Annotated in this window: 12 protein-coding genes, 1 tRNA gene and 2 riboswitches; of the genes, 9 read left to right on the top strand and 4 right to left on the bottom strand. The window is 49.3% G+C overall.

What is annotated here, in order from left to right; genetic code table 11:
• Positions 1–50: 50 nt before the first annotated feature.
• Positions 51–282: riboswitch (cobalamin riboswitch) on the bottom strand.
• A gap of 341 nt (positions 283–623) precedes the next feature.
• The 3 genes from MKX42_RS31935 to MKX42_RS31925 all read left to right on the top strand — a co-directional run bounded on the left by MKX42_RS31935 (position 624) and on the right by MKX42_RS31925 (position 1920).
• Positions 624–932: an MTH1187 family thiamine-binding protein gene (locus MKX42_RS31935; protein ID WP_340757424.1), complete on the top strand. Its 309-nt coding sequence runs from the start codon at positions 624–626 to the stop codon at positions 930–932.
• A gap of 48 nt (positions 933–980) precedes the next feature.
• Positions 981–1760 (top strand): sugar phosphate isomerase/epimerase family protein, encoded by a 780-nt coding sequence (locus MKX42_RS31930; RefSeq protein ID WP_340757423.1) that lies wholly within the window; start codon positions 981–983, stop codon positions 1758–1760.
• Between the two features lie 88 nt (positions 1761–1848).
• A tRNA-Thr gene (locus MKX42_RS31925) sits at positions 1849–1920 on the top strand.
• 396 nt (positions 1921–2316) lie between these two features.
• On the opposite strand, the gene MKX42_RS31920 is transcribed toward MKX42_RS31925, so the two are convergent.
• Positions 2317–2700, bottom strand: a complete 384-nt coding sequence (locus tag MKX42_RS31920; protein WP_340757422.1) for a hypothetical protein — start codon at positions 2698–2700, stop codon at positions 2317–2319.
• Between the two features lie 125 nt (positions 2701–2825).
• The gene (locus MKX42_RS31915) at positions 2826–3830 is read right to left on the bottom strand and encodes a matrixin family metalloprotease (protein ID WP_340757421.1); all 1005 of its coding nucleotides are present in this window, start codon (positions 3828–3830) and stop codon (positions 2826–2828) included.
• A gap of 795 nt (positions 3831–4625) precedes the next feature.
• On the opposite strand from MKX42_RS31915, the gene MKX42_RS31910 reads away from it, so the two are divergent.
• Entirely contained in the window at positions 4626–5774 is a 1149-nt protein-coding gene (locus MKX42_RS31910) for a hypothetical protein (protein WP_340757420.1), read from the top strand.
• On the opposite strand, the gene MKX42_RS31905 is transcribed toward MKX42_RS31910, so the two are convergent.
• Positions 5753–6502 (bottom strand): YukJ family protein, encoded by a 750-nt coding sequence (locus MKX42_RS31905; RefSeq protein WP_340757419.1) that lies wholly within the window; start codon positions 6500–6502, stop codon positions 5753–5755. The two genes, MKX42_RS31910 and MKX42_RS31905, sit on opposite strands and share 22 nt — an antisense overlap.
• A gap of 97 nt (positions 6503–6599) precedes the next feature.
• On the opposite strand from MKX42_RS31905, the gene MKX42_RS31900 reads away from it, so the two are divergent.
• Complete coding sequence (locus MKX42_RS31900) at positions 6600–7022, top strand: ASCH domain-containing protein (RefSeq protein WP_340757418.1); 423 nt, start codon at positions 6600–6602, stop codon at positions 7020–7022.
• Between the two features lie 361 nt (positions 7023–7383).
• On the opposite strand, the gene MKX42_RS31895 is transcribed toward MKX42_RS31900, so the two are convergent.
• Positions 7384–7761, bottom strand: a complete 378-nt coding sequence (locus tag MKX42_RS31895; RefSeq protein ID WP_340757417.1) for a hypothetical protein — start codon at positions 7759–7761, stop codon at positions 7384–7386.
• Between the two features lie 750 nt (positions 7762–8511).
• Positions 8512–8604, top strand: a riboswitch (cyclic di-GMP riboswitch).
• Between the two features lie 81 nt (positions 8605–8685).
• Here MKX42_RS31895 and MKX42_RS31890 point away from each other — a divergent pair.
• The 4 genes from MKX42_RS31890 (at position 8686) to MKX42_RS31875 (ending at position 15323) form a co-directional block, all read left to right on the top strand.
• Positions 8686–11547: a choice-of-anchor A family protein gene (locus MKX42_RS31890; protein WP_340757416.1), complete on the top strand. Its 2862-nt coding sequence runs from the start codon at positions 8686–8688 to the stop codon at positions 11545–11547.
• A 141-nt stretch (positions 11548–11688) separates the two neighbouring features.
• The gene (locus MKX42_RS31885) at positions 11689–11994 is read left to right on the top strand and encodes a hypothetical protein (protein WP_340757415.1); all 306 of its coding nucleotides are present in this window, start codon (positions 11689–11691) and stop codon (positions 11992–11994) included.
• 333 nt (positions 11995–12327) lie between these two features.
• A complete protein-coding gene (locus tag MKX42_RS31880) occupies positions 12328–13293 on the top strand; it encodes an alpha/beta hydrolase (protein WP_340757917.1) in 966 nt (321 codons plus the stop codon).
• 494 nt (positions 13294–13787) lie between these two features.
• Positions 13788–15323 carry an HD-GYP domain-containing protein gene (locus MKX42_RS31875; RefSeq protein ID WP_340757414.1) on the top strand — a complete coding sequence of 512 codons (1536 nt, stop codon included), beginning with the start codon at positions 13788–13790 and terminating at the stop codon, positions 15321–15323.
• Positions 15324–15394 lie beyond the last annotated feature (71 nt).

Raw genomic sequence — 15394 nt, 5'->3', positions numbered from 1 at the left:
TATTGCAGGCCGCATACGGACACCTCCCCTGTTCCTCGCAGGAGTCTAAGCGGTGCCACCGAAACAGGGCAGGTCTCCTGGCTTCCGGCAACTCCTCCGGCGCCTTCCCGGGGGGCTTATTCCGCCCCTTAGTGGCAATGAGCCGGAGAATGCGGCCCAGGGGCATCGCACCCAGGGAGCATCCGGTTACAGTGGCGGGACCGCAGCGGTTTTGCACCGCGCTTCCCTATTAAGTCGCACCTCTACTACAAGGGGTGAAACACCCGTTTCTACTATATTTTGTTGTTATCTATTAAAGCTACCGCAATATATTGTGTTTGTAAATGATTTTTTGCAATCCCGCACGGGGAGCGGGTTCGGCGCTTTTACTCACAGCTGATCCACAGTTAGTCCACAGGTAATCCACAACTTTCCTCTGAATCTGCTTTGAATTTTTCATAAAATCTCCGAAAATACGCCACAAAGAATCCATAAATAGAGTGCGTCTAATCCTGGTAATCATTTTGACGGATATTATATAGAATAAAGAGGATGGCAGGCGATTTGTGGCAAGCTTGGCGAAGCGTTACAATAAGAGGATAAGTAAGAGGCAGGCACATCAGATCATTAGGAGGCAGTTCACAATGGCAATTGGCGAAGTGACCGTTATTCCGATTGGGACAGGCAGCACCAGTCTCAGCAGCTATGTGGCCGAGATGCAGCGTGTGCTGGAGACGGTGGAGGGTATTACCTATGAGCTTACTTCCATGGGTACGATTATTGAGGGGCCGGTAGCACGGATTCTGGCTGCGGTAGAAGCGCTGCATGAGTCGCCGTTCACCGCCGGGGCGCAGAGAGTCTCAACCTCGCTCAAGATTGACGACCGGCGTGACAAGACCTCAACCAGCCGCAGTAAGCTGGAATCCGTAGAGCGCAAGCTTCAGGGGAAGTAGTGTGAATATAGTATCCAACCAGAAATGACGATAAGGAGCGGATTCTTCATGGCAGAAGCAGCGCGGCAGATCGGAATTCAAATGTATACACTGCGTGACCAGACGGAGCGGGATCTCCTCGACACACTGGGCAAGGTAGCAGAGATGGGATACCAGGTGGTGGAATTCGCCGGATATTTCGGCGTAACTGCCGCGGCACTGCGCCGCAGGCTGGATGAACTGGGTCTTGCAGCACCTTCGGCGCATGTGGGTCTGGACTTCAGCAGCCTGGATCAGATGGAGCGGGCATTGGCCCGGGAGATTGAATACGCGGCGGAGCTGGGAATTCAATATATCATCACCCCGTCGGCACCGCTTCCGCCCAACCCCTCCATCGACGATGTGACCAGTATCATTCCATTCCTGGAGAAGGCTTCCGCGATGGTCCGGGCGGCAGGGATGCAGTACGGTTATCACAACCATGATTATGAATTCGCTAAGGTTGACGGCAAGGCTGTCATCGATATCTGGCTGGAGCGGATTCCTGCGGAGCATATGCTGGCAGAATTTGATCTGGGCTGGGTACACAGGGGCGGAGCCAACCCGGCTCATTATGTGTCACGGTATGCCGGACGTGTTCCGCTGGTCCACATTAAGGATTTCGGAGCCAACCAGGAGGAGACTGATCTCGGAAAGGGAGAGGTCGATTTCCAGAGTGTCTTCGAGATAGCGGAGCAGAGCGGAATTCTCTACTATATTGTGGAACAAGAGGTCTATGAGGTATCCTCCCTTGCAAGCGCTAAGCTCGCGCTGGATTATTTCCGCAGGCTGGGGCTCATGCACGGCTGATGACACAGCAACCAGCGGAAAAAGGGGTTGCGTTTTCCGCTGGAAGAGTTATAATATTTTTTGTTTGGCAGGACAGCAAAGCCTGTTCGCTGGTGTAGCTCAGGGGTAGAGCAACGCACTCGTAATGCGTAGGCCGGGGGTTCAATTCCCTTCACCAGCATTCCGCGTTAAAATCCGCGTAGTATCAACGGTTGTCAGCGTTGAATGTTACGGTCAGGCATACGATAGGCCAACGTATTCCCGGCGTTAATCCGGCGGTGCGTAGGCGCTGATTTACGGAGCCTCCTACGGTAAAATGTGGGAGGTTTTGTCATGTCTACTGATCCGCGATTATTTCTGTATGAACCATCTCGTTAATGACAGCGGCTTATTTACGATGCAGCGAATAGTCAATGGACATCACAAAGTTGACTAGGTCTGTATCAGGTCTCTGAGATGAGAATTACAGACTATTGAACCATATGACACGGGAATAAATTGAAGACTTCAAATGTATATTCAGAATTCAGTTGAAATTCTCATGTTCAAGAATTAAGGAAAAGACACAACATGAAAATTATTTATCAACTTGATCTAAAACTGCTTTTACATATTTATTAGGTTCATATTCTACAGCAATTGCTTCATTTGTGTCAAAATCTTTAATTGACCAAAGCTTAGTCCCCTTTTGATAGAAATTTGAAGAATTATCTGGAGTTGAACCTTTGTTAGTATCATCGTTTGAATAATTTGAAATTTCTCCAATCGGTTCGTTTACTTCTATATTTTCTTCAGTTGTCAAGCTATAAAATACGTTATTCCATTTGACTAAAGGATAAGGATAAGAAGAGAGGACTTCATTGGTCTCTACTGGTAATGTTTTTTCTGGATTTACAGTAGCGATCTTATTCGAACATGCTGTAAGTATAATTATTAAAAAGAAAATCAAAGTTTTCTTCATTATTCATCACCTCATCTTTTATGACGAAACTGTTTGCCAAAATGTTTCAGTCGAATTAATATTAAAAACTAACTTTCTGAAAAAATCAGAAAGTTAGTTTTTTGTGAAAATATTGGAATCTTGACTTACAATTCTTTTTTTGAATTAATATTCTTATATTGACCTGCTTCATTAATAAATATACCGTCATCTTCATTAATAGATCTAAAAGTACCATCAGCATTTTTGCGTAAAAACAAAATAACATCCTGATTTTTCTTTAGATGAGTTGTATCATCTGAGAATACTGTAACTTCACCATCAGACCCACCCATTTGTGAAACAATGATACTTTGTTCTGAGATTTGGTCTCCTTTTATAATCTCATTAATATCAACGTTAACCTCTGTACTATAATTAAGGTAATCTCCTTTTCTAAACACACTACCTATTTCTTCAGAAACTTTCCCCTTAATTACTAAGTCAGCTGCTTTTGTTAAAGCAACCTCGTCTTCATAATATACCGCCCAAGAGGGATGAATGTAAATCCCATCTTCCAATTGGGGTATTTCAGAATTTGTATTTTCGGCAGTTAAACTTCCAATAGCAGGATACAAATTATTTACAACAGAAATATCAGATGAAGAAGGTGAAGATACTCTCAGTGGGGTTGTCAAGTCAGATTGAAATGTATACGGATGCATAATGGAGGAGGATTCAACAACTGACGAGTCGTATAAACCTAATGAATGACCAATTTCATGAGTCAGGACACCTTTCAGAACATTGCTTGTATATCTACTTCCTGATGTATAAAATGTGTTCAAATTTAATGTCATCTTTGTAATAACTCCCGCAGAATAGTAAACATAGGTGGTAGCATCCCAGTCAGCAGAGCTATTATAAACATTGTATGCATAATAAGTGTTACTAACACCAACAGAAGTAGAAAGTTTATAGTTAGTGCTGTTATACCATTGTCCCGCACTACTAGTCCATGGTGAACCAATACTATTACTTTCAATATACATGGTGTTGTATCTACTTGGCCATTTTGCAAAAGTCGATACAGCTGCCGAAGCACCACTTGCCATTACCGAAATTCCTAACAAAACAGCAGAGAAACTGGTGAAAAAACGTGTTTTTTTCATTTTTACCCTCCTGAATTTTAATAAATTTTAAAACAAAATTAAAAAACACATACAATTTGAAATGGAAAAAATGGTTTTATTTCTTAATTTAAAGAATAACTGATTTCTTCAATAATGCCATTGTTTCGACAAAGAATTTTTTTATTCGACACAAAATCAGTTCTTCTTAACTATATTTGATATGTTAAAGGTCACGATAATCATTTTGGTAGTTTGTTGAACTAAGTGCTAAAAAGTGTGTAAGATCTCCATTATTTTTTCGTATAGCTATAGGAAGAGGTATTCAGGATCCAAGGAGGGTAATCTGGCTTGCCCCTTAATTTGGTGTGAAAATAAGTTATGCTAAACGTAATCACCTTGGCCGCGCTGATAAAAGCTCGGGACGGCGCTTATGCCGATCTCAGAACCCGCTATCTATAGCAGCAGGCCGATTATACAAGGTCGGACTGGGTTAAGACCAGTCATGTTTTCTAACATTTCTTCTAACCAAACTTCTAACGGAAAACAAATATCTACCAACCCCATTAAGTTTTTTAACGGGTTTCTAGTATATAAATTATACTTGTAAACCTTTATAATACCTAGTAAATACTAACGTGGTCGCACTCGTAATGCGTAGGCCGGGGGTTCAATTCCCTTCACCAGCATCTTAACAAAGTCGATAGTGGCGCGGGTTTCCGGTTTTTTGGAACTGCGCCTTTTTTCTATGCAAGCATCAACATCTACCATTCTTCTACCCTTTAGTTAAGTAGAGTGGGGAGCATATGGTTGGATGCTAGGAGGCAAGGATCTTATATGGGAAACCGGACATTCCTGGTTGTTACCAGTGCCGATACAGAGTGGATTGATTATGAGAATACAGCTTTCGAGACAAATAATTTTCTCGCTCCAGTATGGTTTTGTCTGGTCAGCCAAGACCAGTTTCAGCGCTATAGCAGCCAGCTTATGCAAGCTTGGAGCAAGATTCAACCCCATATGGACCAACCGGATGTGGAGGATTTGCCGGAGTGGGAACATTTTTCCGAGGCCTTCCAATGGCAGATTCCATGGGCGGATGCTGCAGAGCAATTGCGCCTGAGTTTACCGGGCACGCTGGCCCGTTTCCCAGCGCTTGCCACTCCTGTACAGGAGTGGCTGGAAACCTTATCGACCCATGTACAGCGTTATTCTGCTGCCGTTATTCATCTGGAGCTTTCGCAATATTTCTCGTTCACGGGCGATCCTGCCCTATATCTGAGAGATATTCAAGAGTACGTTACCCTCTGGCAGTCGCCGCAACCCTCGCAGGAGAAGGTCTGGCAGGGAGCAGCCGATAACTTTTATATGCTGAGTGGGGAGCATTTGCCATGGAGAGAACGAACGGCGGCTCAACCGGAGCAAGCTACCGATATTCAGCCAGCACAGTCCATTCCTCCAGCATCCGGGAAGCGCCAGTCCAAATGGCGGCAGGAGCTCTACATCTGGTTACTTGCGATTCTATCCGCAGCCCTCTTTTTTGCCGTCTATGTCAAGACCTCCAGTGGTTGGTTGGCGGTGCTCTGCTTCTTCATCCCCTCCCTGTGTATCGTTTTGTGGAATATAATTATCGGTCGTAAACAAACCTCCCGCCATCAGCTCGAAGCGGCTAGGACCTTGAAGAGGAACAGTCCCCCTTCTGATGCTGTGCTCAGAATTGAGTATTTCGACGGGCGTTCACCTATTGGGGCGGATGGCATGGAAATGGGTCCTTCGGAGGATAAAGCGTTACCGGATCTTATCCCCTGGCTGCAAATCCTGCAAGCAAAGGTGCTTTCATCTCATGAGGTTGAGCTCATCGTTTCTGCTAACCATTCACCAGTTGCTACCTTACAACTTCATTTGAGGCTGGATGAACAGTTGGATGCCAAGGATATCGTATCAGCGGTTAATGCGATGGTGTTGGCTCATGACAAAGCATTGGTATGATTACATTCACTAACCGGCTTGGTGGCCTCTCCCTGGTCGTTAGTACACCAGGATTGGGACTGGAAGGCCAGGAAGATAGCCACCCATCTGTTCGCGTTCTGGAAATGAATAAGGACTCCACCGTCTTGCCATGTGCCATTTTCTCGGGCGTACCCGCCCGCATTGCCTTGGTTCATATGAATATTATGAACGCCCTGTCCAGGAGAGAAGCCGAAGTATTTGTCGGGTTTATCCACAGGCCCCCAAGGTTCGCCGAACACATACTGGGTAGCCCTCTGCTTTTTTGCTTCCTCGATATAAGAAGTTATTTTGTCAAAGAGATTGTTGTGAGGATCGCTGTCCTCCGGTTCATTCCGGCCTGTATTAGGCAGGGCCACCATCTTGTTAGGGATCACGAGGTTTCCCCGGATGTAGTCAAGGGCAAGGCTCCGGTTATCCCTGGTGATCTTCGTGAAGCCTGACTCAAGCTTGAGCCAGCGGGCTGTTTCTTCCGATTTTAAATCTTCACCCACATAATAAAGTACCTGATTGGCAGTGTCTTCCGGTAAATGCTCGGCTTTATTGCTTGATTGGATGTTGATTGCTAATCTATACTTTTTGTGGTCATCGTCTTCAACGTCAACCAGCACCTGGATATGATTGTTTTTGTAGCCTAGCTTATATATGGTATTCTCATTGGATAATTTGCATTTTAATACCCCATACCCTTGATCTAATCCGTTACCCATCGCTCATCAGTCCTCCTTCTTAGCTACTATTCTTTCCCATAGAAGGTCATAGTAATTCTGACCAGTAAGGTATTCATCAGAGGAGGCAAGCTACATTATGAAGGTTCTGACCATTCGCCAGCCGTGGGCCACCTTAATTGCGCTGGGAGAAAAACAAATCGAAACCCGGAGCTGGCGGACCGCTTACCGGGGGGAGTTAGCCATTCATGCCGGGATGCAGGTGAATAAGGCGATCTGCCGGACGGAGCCGTATCAGTCGTTGCTGGCCCGTCACGGCTACACTGCGGACAATCTGCCAACCGGCAGGATCATTGCGGTCAGCCGCCTTGTGGATTGCTGTGAGGTGACGCCGGAGCTTGTGCAGCAAGGCTGGCCGGGTGGCAATGAATATGTATTCGGTAATTATGCCGAAGGAAGGTATGCCTGGAAGCTGGAGGAAGTTGTTCCGCTGGTACATCCGATACCTGCTAAGGGACGTCTGGGTTTCTGGGAATATCCTGTGCTGGAAGAGGAATTGTGAATTTCTTGCCGGCATTTTGAAGAAAAATTGCTCCAGATTGGCTGTCAGCTGGTATAATTGGGATATTCGGCGGGAAATCTTCCTATATATAAAGAAGTTGTGCTCTGAGGCGGTCTACCGCTGGAGAGGGGCAGGAATGCCGGGAAGGAGCGTATGCATAATAGATGGGAAGCCTTCTAATTGCATGGCTTTGTATGCTTTGTTTGTTTCTTGCGTTCAGGGATCAGGTAAGCCGGAGAATCCTGTATCCGGTAGCTGTGGCGGTTATATGTGGCACGCTCGGGTATTGGACGTTGTTAATGTAACCGCAGCCGGGTGATCATTACATGCAGAAGTCTGCCGCTTGCGGCAGGCTTCTTTGTTAGCTCTGCTTCGGGCCCTGCTCCGTCTTCTCCATACCCAGATATCTCCGCATATGCAGAGTAGCCTGGGCAGCAATCACATCATCCAGCAGCAGCATCCGCTCGTGATAACCTCTGCAGACGAATTTGGCTTCAACGCCCGCCTCCAGCCGCTGTTGTTCATAGACCTTCAGACCACGGGCGCGCATCCCGGCACGGACCTCCCGCAGATCAGCAGAAGCGGCATGGACGGCCAACTGGATTACCTCAAGATAAGGCGCAGGCGTACGCAGCTCTGAGGATATAGCAGAAGCATCACGCTCGAAGGCGGATAGAATAAGCGGCAGCAAAATATAGGATTTGACCAGCAGGTTATCCTGGCTCTCTGCTCTGTGCATCCCTCTCAACTCCTTGAAGAGAACGTATATTCGCATTGTAACTCACCTTTCAAAAATTAATCAATGGGTTTTATAAATTAACTTAAATAATGTGATATTTTTCACAAAAAAATAGAACGAATTATTATATATTAAAATTGAAATAATATAGATTGAAAAATAAATCAGCTCAAAGGAGAATGGCAATGAGTCATGAAGGAAGTCTCCGCCGTGGTTTGGTATTCGGGATCATTCTAAGTGTTCCGCTCTGGGTATCGATGATTGGCTGGGTTCAGCTGTTCGGGTCTGCCTAGGCGACATTTTTATTCAAAATATATGAATTCTATTAGCAGGTGTCGTCCCTATGGGCGGCACTTTTTTTTAGAGCTGACATGCCCGCAAATAGGTAAAATTGCATTGAATAGGAGCGGACAGTGAGCCGAGACGGGGTGAAACCAATAAAATAGGACAAATGCATCAAATTTCATTAATGAAAATTGATAGCATTGTAGAGAGGAGAGATAAACGGCTACAGCCAATTCTCTGATTTCTCGACTTTTTTCGTCAGCAGGAAAAAAGAGGCTCGCACGTGAACCCTTATGGTACAAGGGATCAATGAGGAATCATCGGAAAAATAATTTCAAGAAATATACTGGGAACGGATTGACAATAGGGTGGGGGAGCGGATAAACTGAAATTAGTACAAAAGTAACAAATGTCATAGACTCAACCATGATTGTACATAAGCAAATCTCAATTTCATACCGAAATCATGTATAAACGCAAACCGTATCGAAAGAACGGGACGCAAAGTCAGGAATCTACTGTCTCTAAAGTTGAGGCTAGGGTCGTCCGGCCGCCGTGAAGCTAACCCTTCGTGGCGGTCTTTTTGTTGTTATAGTCGCGTGACAGATTCATAGAATAGTAACTAGGAGGTGTGGACTATTGAAAAAAAGAGTACGTAAAACAGCCGCCATCATTATGGCAGGCCTATTGACTTTATCCAGTACCTTTACATGGGGGACGGATGTTAGAGCAGCTTCAGGGATGCCGTATACGCCAACACCGGTTTTAGGAGTCGCAGGGAATTTTAATGCTTTTATCCTCGGTGATTTTGTGCAAGGCGGTGATCAGATTGAGGGCCGCCTGGCAGCGGCGGGGAACATTACCCTCTCCGGAGGTTACGGAGTAGCAAGAGCATACAGTGGTGCTGCGCCGACGGATGTACTTGTGGCAGGCAAGAATTTTAAACATTTGGGTAGCGGAGAAATTAACGGAAACGTGGTATACGGAGACAGCATTACAGTCAATGAGCCCCAGGTTAAAATTATAGGTGCTAAGAGGAAAGAGAAGCCGATTGATTTTGCAGCTGAGGAGCAGAGTCTGATCTCCCGATCCACAGAGTATGGGGCCTTGGCCGACACGAATGAGATCGGCAATAACAATTATGGACAGCTCAAGATAAGTGCACCGGATCGTTTCAATGTAGTTCATTTGGATGCCTCGACACTGGCGAAGACCAACTATATCGAATTCAACATTGCCCAGAACGCTACGCTGATTATTAATATAAGCGGGCCTACAGTCAATGTGCCGAGCTTTTCAATGAATAACGGCAGAGCCAGTCAGGTATTGTTCAACTTTTACGAAGCTTCTGAGGTGAATATTGCTTATACCTCCTTCTATGGCAGCATTCTCGCACCCAGAGCGGATGTTCATTATGCCGGAGCAGAGCTTTACGGGACTCTGATTGCAAAATCTTTTAGCGGCGGGGTTGAGATGCACCTTGGGATGTACGAGGGAGAGGGGCCGCCGCCGAGTCCGACGCCGACCGCAACGCCGACACCTAGTCCATCACCGACACCGACAGTGAAACCAACACCGACGGTAACGCCAACACCAACAGTAAAACCGACACCAACGGTAACGCCTACACCGACTGTGACACCAACACCAACGGTGACACCAACTGTGAAGCCAACACCGACAGTAACACCTACACCAACTGTGAAGCCTACACCGACCATAAAACCGTCACCTACACCAGTGTGCACTCCAACTCCAAAGCCAACACCAACCGTGAAGCCGACGCCAACGCCAACGGTGAAGCCGACGCCAACACCAACGGTGAAGCCGACGCCAACACCAACCGTGAAGCCGACGCCAACGCCAACGGTGAAGCCGACGCCAACACCAACGGTGAAGCCGACGCCAACACCAACGGTGAAGCCGACGCCAACGCCAACGGTGAAGCCGACGCCAACGCCGACCGTGAAGCCAACACCAACGCCAACGGTGAAGCCAACACCAACGCCAACGGTGAAGCCGACGCCAACGCCAACGGTGAAGCCAACACCAACGCCAACGGTGAAGCCAACACCAACACCAACGGTGAAGCCAACACCAACACCAACGGTGAAGCCGACGCCAACACCAACGGTGAAGCCGACGCCAACACCAACGGTGAAGCCAACACCAACACCAACGGTGAAGCCGACGCCAACACCAACGGTGAAGCCGACGCCAACGCCAACGGCAGTGCCAACACCGACGCCGACAGCTGTAGCGACACCAACGCCAACGGCAGTGTCAACACCGACGCCGACAGCTGTAGCGACACCAACGCCAACGGCAGTGTCAACACCGACGCCGACAGCTGTAGCGACACCAACGCCAACGGCAGTGCCAACACCGACGCCAACGGCAGTGCCTACGCCAACGCCGACAGCCGTACCGACACCAACGCCAACGGCAGAACCAACACCGACGCCAACGGCAGTGCCGACGCCAACGCCAACGGCAGTGCCAACACCGACGCCGACAGCCGTACCGACACCAACGCCAACGGCAGAACCAACACCGACGCCAACGGCAGTGCCTACACCAACGCCGACGGTAGAACCGACACCAACGCCGACACCAACGCCGACGGTAGAACCGACACCGACGCCAACAGCAGAACCAACACCGACGCCAACGGCAGTGCCTACGCCAACGCCGACGGTAGAACCGACACCGACGCCAACAGCAGAACCGACACCAACGCCAACGACAGTGCCAACACCGACGCCGACGGTAGAACCGACACCAACGCCGACACCAACGCCGACGGTAGAACCGACACCAACGCCGACACCAACGCCGACGGTAGAACCGACACCAACGCCGACACCAACGCCGACGGTAGAACCGACACCAACGCCAACACCAACGCCGACGGTAGAACCGACACCAACGCCGACACCAACGCCGACGGTAGAACCGACACCAACGCCGACACCAACGCCGACGGTAGAACCGACACCAACGCCGACACCAACGCCGACACCAACGCCGACACCAACGCCGACGGTAGAACCGACACCAACGCCGACACCGGTACCAACGCCAGATCCAACACCAGTAACAACGCCAGCGCCAACATCGCCGCCGTTCAGTTTCCCTCCAGTGCCTACGCCGACTCCGATCATCGGATTTATCGTGAGCAATGATTTGGCTGTGAATGATGATCCGCTGCCGCTGGGACCTGTAGTAGCTCCAATAGCAACAACAGTACCGGCACCAACGCCGACACCGGCTGTTGCGGTTGCGCCTATAGCAGCAACACCGGAGCCAACACCGTCAGCCGAACCGGTACCTGATGTAGTCCTTATTGATGAGGAAGTTCCTCTAGGCGGTGTGCCTGTGGATGGAACCCTGCCGAAGACGGGCGAATCCAGTCCTGCCCCTTATTATTTTGCCGGTTTGGCACTCGCTGGTCTGGGCTTGATTCTTAGAAGAAACACCAGAAACAGCAAACGCAAATGAGTCACCGGAACTGAGATTTATATAAACAAACGATGACCCTGTAATTTGACAAGGGCTGCTTTCGGAGAAGACGTTCTCCTGGAAGTAGCTCTTTTTTTCGTTGATTAGGAAATTATGATTTACGTCCGAGGTGGATAAGTTGTGCATAAAGTTGGGGGGGGAGTGTCTTGGAGCATCGGCAGGATGACTATATTCTGGATCAGTAATAGGAATGACTTCGCTGATTTCACCGAACAGCCGGATATGGTCGAAAAACCGACTACATTCGGTGTGGCAGAGGCGTGTGGGCCGAATGTGATCGAAAAACCGACTACATTTGGTGCGGCGGAGGCTTATGGGCCGAATGTGGTCGAAAAACCGACTACATTCGGTGCGGCAGAGGCTTATGGGCCGAATGTGATCGAAAAACCAGTCACAATGAGGATGCTGCAGGCATTTTGTTCTTGAAGCAAGTGCTCAGAGACAGACCGATGGGAAGGCGAGTAGACCCAATGTACGCGAAAAACCAAACACAATGCGCCATTGGGAAGGTGAGCGGACCCAATGTATGCAAAAAAAACCGAACACAATCTGCTGTGGGAAGGTGAACGGACCAAATGGTGGAGTCCACCAGCGTATTCCAAGAGTCTTGCAGAGTACAATGGAGTTGAAGATTGTGCCCCAGCTGTATTTTTAGTTGGCAATACTCCCGTGCTATACTAGGCTCAAATTACACTAAGCAAGAGATCCTGTTCCCTGACTAGGGAAGGGTTGCTTACTGAAGGAGGAACGTTGATGTGGATGATATACCTGCTTGTGGTGCTGATCGTGGTGGCCGCAGGGGTGGGATATGCCGGATTCTATTTTTATGGAGTAGCCATTAAGCGGGCCCCTAAGGAATTCCTGGCCAAGACCCCAGACCTTAAGATCGATCCGCCGCCGGTGGCTGGAGCCTCATGGGGAGAAGGGGCGGAGTGGGTATCCCGGCAGACCTTCCGTGAGGTGGAGCTGGTGTCTGAGGATGGGTTCAAGCTGCAAGGCTATTATCTGGCGTCAGAGCGTGCTGCCGCACGGACGGTCATTGTTGCCCACGGGTATTCCGGGAAGGCCAAGGATATGGGAGCGACCGCTAAGAACTATTATGAGAATCTGGGGTATAATGTGCTGCTGCCTGATGCCAGAGGACACGGGAAAAGCGAAGGAGATTATATCGGCTTTGGCTGGCCGGAGCGCCGGGATTATCTGAAATGGATCGGATTTGTCCTGCAGGAGAACGGTCCGGACGCACAAATCGTGCTGCATGGCGTGTCTATGGGCGGTGCCACGGTGCTGATGACATCCGGCGAGGAGCTTCCTCCGCAGGTCAAGGCGATTGTCGCCGATTGCGGCTATACCTCGGTCAAGGCGCAGCTGTCCTATCAGCTGAAGCGGATGTACCATCTGCCCAGCTTCCCGTTTGTGCCGGTTGCCAGTCTGGTGACCCGGATGAAGGCCGGTTATTCCTTTGGGGAGGCATCTGCGCTGAAGCAGGTACGCAAGGCCAAGGTGCCGATTTTGTTCATCCACGGGGATGCGGATAAGTTCGTGCCTTATGCGATGATGAATGAGCTGTATGAGGCCTGCCGGAGTCCGAAGGAGCAACTGGTGGTGCATGGAGCGGGGCATGGCCTATCCTATGATACGGATAAAAGCACATACATCCGCACAGTAGGCGAATTCGTAGAACGCTATGTACACAGCCCGGCTGCCGCTAAATCATTAAGATAAAAGCCCATAGAACGTAGACGCGCCCGATATCCGCTGACAGCGGTTATCGGGCGCTAATTATGTTCCACACATGGGGCCTTTCCCTGAAGAACAGGGAAGCAGCAAACCATGCCTTATCGGTATATAAATCCCCCGCCGTTTGTGAGCGAAACGGGTGTCGTTATTCCTTGTTATTTCCAGCAGCCGTGTGGCGAGAGAAATCCTTCCAATACGACAAAAGCCCTACCTCTCTTTTGTCCTTGCGGCTCCGTGGCCGCGCCAGTGTGAATCGGAATGCTATGTTCGAATTTAGTCTCATAAAAAGGAAAAGTACTGCAAGAAAACGTAAGATATTGTGTCCAAACCGCCGATAATATAGAGAAGTGATTCATCGGCCTGACATCTTCTTGATGGGGATATACATACTCGAAAACAAATATTATTTTATTATAGCATGGTATTTACATAAATGCAACTGCATATTGGGCTGAGGCCGGACGGGGATGAGGGGACAGATGAGACTATACAGAAGCTTTTTGAGAAATCAGATCCGGAACTATATCTTCGGCTCAGCTGTAGCGGTACTCGCAGTCGGGAGTCTGCTTATGCTATCTTCTTTGGAGATCAGCCGGGTTGAATATTACCGCCTCTTGCTGGTGCTTGCTTGTTCTTTCGTAATAATGGCCTTTATTGAGATTACTGTCTTTCTCAGACAGATCAGGCCCGTACGGGCTGCGCTGGTTCAGGAGAATGCTGCGCTATCGATGCTGGAAGAAGCGTATTTGCACACGCACCAGCTGCCCAAACGGGCCATACAGCGGATTATGGGGCCGCATCTGCTCGGATTATCGGTGCCGGCTCTGCTGCTAACGTTCTGGATGATTCATACGGGCTGGGTTACGTTCCCTTATATCTATCTGATTCTGGCTATGTGCTGCGCAGTGCTTGTGGCTTGTATGCATTCCCTCATTGAATTCTTCCTGACCTGCACCTCCATTATTCCGCTGATTAAGGAATTCAGGAACCGTGCGCTGGAGCAGTATGGTGTGGATTTTTCCCTGGAGGGCCATGTGTTCGTGCCGATACGCCCCAAATTCCTGGTGAGCTGTATGCTGATCGGCACCTTCCCGCTGTTCCTGTTTATTATGGCGACACATATCCGTATGAACGGTGAGGGGGATTCGATAGTCGTCGTCGGACTTCAGAGCTATTGGGCCTGGGCGGGGATGGTGCTGCTGATCGGCACGCTGTTCTCCTCCATTGCGGCCTGGCTGCTGACGAACAGTGTACAGCATCCGATCCATGAGCTGTATCAGGCGATGAACCAGGTAAAGGACGGCAATCTGGTCCAGGTGCAGGATGAGTACTCCGATGAGTTCTCGAAGCTGGTGGCAGGCTTTAACATGATGGTCCGCGGGCTGCAGGCACGGGAGCAGCAGAGCCGCCAGCTGCTGGACAGCTACTTCTCCACCCTCGCCGTGGCCCTGGATGCCCGCGATTCTTATACGGCAGGACACTCGCTCCGTGTAGCGGAGTATTCGGTGATTATCGGACAGCTGGCCGGACTGAGGGGGCAGGAGCTGGATGATCTGCGCAAGTCAGCCCTGCTGCATGATATTGGTAAGATCGGGGTGAGAGACAGCATCCTGTTCAAGGAAGAAGCCTTAACGGATGAGGAATTCCTCCAGATTCAGAGTCATACTGTGCTGGGAGAGAATATTCTGCGGCAGATTGAACCGGCGGACAAAATGGCACCCTATCTGGGCGGCGTCCGCTCGCATCATGAGCGTTATGACGGCCGGGGCTACCCGGATGGTCTTGCCGGTATGAATATTCCGCTGCACGGCCGGATTATCGCGGTAGCGGATGCTTATGATGCGATGACGTCCGACCGGCCCTACCGTAAAGGGATGGACCATGAACGGGCGCTGAATATTCTGGAGCAGGGCAGGGGGAGTCAGTGGGACCCTGAATTCTCCGGATTGTTCCTGGGGTACTTCGGCCGGGAGCCGGAAGCCCGTAAGGGTACTCAGCCTGTTCAGGCCGGGTAATACACTGGTTGAAGGCATTATCCTTATATTCCTTGCCGAAGCGGATACTATCCAGTTTATGGAGTTTCCGC

Source organism: Paenibacillus sp. FSL R7-0204 (assembly GCF_038002225.1).
Classification (GTDB): domain Bacteria; phylum Bacillota; class Bacilli; order Paenibacillales; family Paenibacillaceae; genus Paenibacillus_AQ.
The sequence above is the reverse complement of the archived record's forward strand: the minus strand, read 5'-3'. Positions and strand labels throughout refer to the sequence as shown.